Genomic DNA, 1479 nt, shown 5'->3' with positions numbered 1-1479 from the left:
GGTCGTCGTCGACGTCGACTGGGACCGGTTCCTGCCCGCGTTGACGGCGGCCCGCCCGAGCCACCTGTTCGACGACCTGCCCCCCACCGCGCCGGGGGAGGTCGACCTCGCGGCCGGCGGCGGCGACGCGACGGCGGACACCGACGCCGGGGAGCAGGCCGCGGCGGCGGTCGACTACGCGGCGCTGCCCGCCGCGGCGCGGGCGAGCGCGTTGGTGGAGCTGGTCCGCTCGCAGGCCGCCGGCATCCTCGGCCACGACTCCCCCGCCGACATCGACCCCGACCGCCGGTTCCTGGAACTCGGCTTCGACTCGCTCGCGTCGGTCCAGCTCAGCCGGCGCCTGGCCGCGGCCACCGCGCTGCCGCTGGGGCCGCCGGTCGTCTTCGAGCACCCGACCGTGCACGACCTCGCCGCCCACCTGGACACCCTCGTCGTCGAGACGGGACCGCGGGCCGCGCTGCCGGCGGGCGCCGGCCCGCTGCCGGACCTGATGGGCACCGCTGGCGGGCCGGCCGCGCCCCGGATGGTCCCCGGCCAGCAGTTGGCCGCGCTGATGGTCGGCATCGGCGGGCCGCAGCTGGCCCTCGGTGCGCCAGCGGTCGGCGGCGTGCGCGAGCTGTACCGGCAGGCGTGCGAGGACGGCAAGTTCACCCGGGGCATGGAGCTGCTGCGGGCGGCCGGGCGGCTTCGTCCGGTGTTCACCGAGGTCGGCGAGTACACCGGCCGGACGACGCCCATCCAGCTCTCCGCCGGGCCCGCCGGGACCGCCGTGGTGTGCGTGCCGGCGATGGTCGCCCCCGCCGGCCCGCACAACTTCGCCCGCCTCGCGCTGCACCTGCATGGACAGCGCGATGTGTATGGGTTGAGCCTGCCGGGCTTCGACGACGGTGAGCCGCTGCCGGCGAGCGCCGAGCTGGCCGTCGACCTGCTCGCCGACACCGTCGAGCGGCACTTCGGCGACCGCTCGGTCGCCCTCGCCGGGTACTCCTCGGGCGGCTGGCTGGCACACGCGGTCGCGACCCGGATCGAACAGCGCGGCGGGCGTCCCGCCGCGGTGATCCTGCTCGACACCTGGTTCCCCGAGGACCACATCCGGCGCAACGACATCGCCGAGGAGCTGCGCGGCATCGCCGTGAACGAGCAGGCCTTCGCGCTGATGACCGAGGCGCAGGTCACTGGCCAGGGCGGCTACCTCGATCTGTTCGAGCACTGGCGCCCCGGCCCGCTGCGGACGCCGGTCGTGCTGTTCCGAGCGATGGAGCGGATGCCCGAGCAGCCCGCGTCCGAACGGGACCCCGACGCCGAGCCGGCGGGCGCCGAGTGGAACTTCGCCTATGAGTCCGTCGACGTCGCGGGTGATCACCAGACGATGCTGAACGAGTTCGCCGCGTCCACCTCCACGGCCGTGCACGACTGGCTGCGGGGCAGCGACCCGCGCTGAGCCCGGCTTCCCCGGCGGCGCCGCACGCGCGGCGCCGC

Annotated in this window: 1 protein-coding gene; it reads left to right on the top strand. The window is 75.9% G+C overall.

Features of this window, described 5'->3' with window-relative positions; all coding sequences use genetic code 11:
* On the top strand, nucleotides 1-1441 hold a 1441-nt coding region (locus tag MXD58_RS27410), incomplete at its 5' end, for an alpha/beta fold hydrolase (protein WP_250610918.1).
* Between the last annotated feature and the right edge of the window lie 38 nt (nucleotides 1442-1479).

This window comes from Frankia sp. AgKG'84/4 (assembly GCF_023242965.2).
In the GTDB taxonomy this organism is placed as follows: Bacteria; Actinomycetota; Actinomycetes; order Frankiales; family Frankiaceae; genus Frankia.
The sequence above is the reverse complement of the archived record's forward strand: the minus strand, read 5'-3'. Positions and strand labels throughout refer to the sequence as shown.